Source organism: Burkholderia sp. Se-20378 (genome assembly GCF_017104665.1).
In the GTDB taxonomy this organism is placed as follows: Bacteria; Pseudomonadota; Gammaproteobacteria; order Burkholderiales; family Burkholderiaceae; genus Burkholderia; species Burkholderia lata.
In genome coordinates this window covers 1-2,435 of sequence record NZ_JAAGPG010000834.1, presented here as the reverse complement: position 1 = coordinate 2,435, position 2,435 = coordinate 1, and the positions used below count along the sequence as shown (strand labels likewise).

At 64.8% G+C, this 2,435-nt stretch carries 2 protein-coding genes and 1 pseudogene; 2 read left to right on the top strand and 1 reads right to left on the bottom strand.

All coding sequences use genetic code 11. The features are described 5' to 3' along the window. Positions 1-145 precede the first annotated feature (145 nt). Positions 146-1,249 carry a type IV pilus twitching motility protein PilT gene (locus G3N93_RS38060; protein ID WP_085043285.1) on the bottom strand — a complete coding sequence of 368 codons (1,104 nt, stop codon included), beginning with the start codon at positions 1,247-1,249 and terminating at the stop codon, positions 146-148. A gap of 312 nt (positions 1,250-1,561) precedes the next feature. Between G3N93_RS38060 and G3N93_RS38055 the strand changes: the two genes are divergently transcribed. Together G3N93_RS38055 and G3N93_RS38050 are read left to right on the top strand one after the other, a co-directional pair. After that, positions 1,562-2,065, top strand: a complete 504-nt coding sequence (locus G3N93_RS38055; protein ID WP_206135331.1) for a toxin co-regulated pilus biosynthesis Q family protein — start codon at positions 1,562-1,564, stop codon at positions 2,063-2,065. Then, positions 2,065-2,435: pseudogene (locus G3N93_RS38050) on the top strand (PilN family type IVB pilus formation outer membrane protein); the annotation flags it as partial. The gene G3N93_RS38055 and the pseudogene G3N93_RS38050, both read left to right, overlap by 1 nt.

The window sequence follows — 2,435 nt, the reverse complement described above, 5'->3', positions numbered from 1 at the left end:
AACGACGGTCTGGCACGAATTCGACGCGCGACGACAATCGGTTTTTGAAATTAATTCCACCAGTCGATTAACACGGGATTCGGCGTGTTTATACGATTTTTTTCCGATTTTAGATCGGAATAAAAATAGCGGATCGGATGCGCGCCTAACGATTAACAATCGATTGCATCATTTCGTTCAGCTCGATCCGATTGTAAGTCGCCCGTAACGCGTCCTTCGTCGAGATCCGGTTGCGGGCCGCCAGCGCGGCGAGGTCGTCGTTCAGGGAGCGCGACATGTTGTCCTCGCGGCGCCGCAGGAACTCGTTGACGAGGTGCAGCTTCGTCGGCTCCGCGATCAGCTTCGCGACCTGGTTGTTGTTGTTGAACAGGAGTTCGCTCGCGAGCACGAGGCTTTCGCCGTCCGCGCTCGGCACGAGGCTTTGGCAGACGATGCCGATCAGCGATTCGGCGAGCGCGACCGCGTGCCGGTCGCGCTGCTCGACCGGAAAGAACGACAGCAGCTTGTTGAGCGCGCTGACCGCGCTGCCCGTGTGCATCGTCGCGAGCACGAGGTGCCCCGATTCGCCCGCTTGCAGCAGCGTGTCGGCTGTCTGCGCGTCGCGCACCTCGCCGACCATCACGACGTCGGGCCTTTGCCGCAGCGCCTCGCGCAGCCCGTGCGGGAAATTCGGCGTGTCGGTCGGCACTTCGCGTTGCGAGATGATCGACTGGCGGCGCTCCAGATAGTATTCGATCGGCTCCTCGATCGTGACGATATGCGTGTTGCGCGTCGTGTTGATGTGCTCGAGCAGCGACGCGATCGTCGTCGTCTTGCCCGAGCCCGTCGGGCCCGTGACGAGGATGATGCCCTTCGTGTTGTCGAGCATCGAGCGCACGTAGACGGGCAGGCCGAGTTCCTCGAGCGGCAGCGGCTTGAGCGGCAGCCGGCGCATCGAGATCACGATCTTGCGGCCGCCGCCCGCGCGGTACACGTGGCAGCGCAGCCGGCAGCGCGTGAGGACGAACGGGCGGTCGAGCGTGCCTTGGCGCAGCGCGGCTTCCCAATGCTCGTCGATCGCGTCGAGCAGCGGCCGCATGTCGTCGAGGAGCACCGGTTCGTCGCTCGTCTCGACCCAGCCGCGCGGGGTCTTGATCGTGACGGGGCGGTCCTGCTCGATGTGGATGTCGGTGAACATCTGCTTCAGGTCGATCAGGCCGAGCACTTCGCCCGCGAGATCGCGCAGCGGGGCGGCGGCATGCTGGTTCATCTTGGCAGTTCGAATGAATGGATTGAGCGGTGCATTTCCCGCAATGAAAGAGGAAATTGAATGGTCTATTTAATTTTGCATGCAAACTAGCTTTTGTCAAACCGTTCAGGGTATATTTGCCGCGCAATAATCACTTCAATAATGCGACTGCGTGTGTAGACCTATTATGTAGCGCTGCGGTAATCCCATGTTCGGAAAGCCATTTCCGGCCGCGCAGGCGGTCCGGGGCGTCGGACGCGACATCCGGGATCATCGAGCAGCAAAGCGCGGGGGCCAGCGGCGCACGGCAGCAGTCGAGTAACGAGGAAAACCATGATGCACGGCGCTACGGTCGCCGCGGCCGCGTTCATCGCGACCGCGCTTTTTGCAACCGATTGCGCGGCGAGCGGCCCGCCCGCCGGCACCGATCCGGCGATCGGCGGCCCATTTGTCGAGCGCTTCGATCACGCCCCGCTGACGGCCACGCGCGTCGACGTCTCGCGCGCGATATCGCCATCGACGTCGGCCGGGGCCGCGCCGGCCACGGCCGCACGGCCCGCGTCGCTGCCCGTTGCGGACGCACCCGTCTGGGACGTACGCGCGTCCGACGGCACGATCCGCGGCGTCTTGTCGCGATGGGCGCACACGGCGGGCTGGCAGCTCGTCTGGGATGCGCCGGTCGATTTCAGCATCGACGCGCAGGCGACGCTGCGCGGCTCGTTCGAGGATGCGCTGCAAGTGCTCGTCGCGAGTCTCGGCCGCACGGCGACGCCGATCCAGGCGATTCTCTATCAAGGCAATCACGTGTTGCGCGTCGTCGCGCAGGGAGCGGGCTGATGCGCGTTTTTTTCGTTCTTTCGTTATTGGCCGCCGTGCTGCTGAGCGGCTGCACCGGGCTGCGCAGCGGCATCGAGCGGGACGTGCGACGCGATTCGGATGAATCCGGCGCGCTCCTCAAGCGCACCGCCGACGGCGACAACAGCGTGCACGCGCTGCCGCCCGTCGTCGTCGACAACGGGCTGTGGGTGTCGGCGGGCGCCGTGAAGCTGCAGAACCGCGAACAGCTCCCCGCACTCTTCGACGAGCCGGCGTCGTTCGACCGCGCGGTTTCTTCGTTATCCGAATTCGCCGAGCAGATCACGCGGCTCACGCAGGTGCCGACGCAGGTCGCCGCGAGCGCGCAGCAGGCGGCCGCGCGGTCGCAGCA

Excerpts from the sequence above, each read along its gene's own strand:
- G3N93_RS38060 (WP_085043285.1), bottom strand. The coding sequence starts at position 1,249 with ATGAACCAGCATGCCGCCGCCCCGCTGCGCGATCTCGCGGGCGAAGTG.
- G3N93_RS38055 (WP_206135331.1), top strand. The coding sequence starts at position 1,562 with ATGATGCACGGCGCTACGGTCGCCGCGGCCGCGTTCATCGCGACCGCG.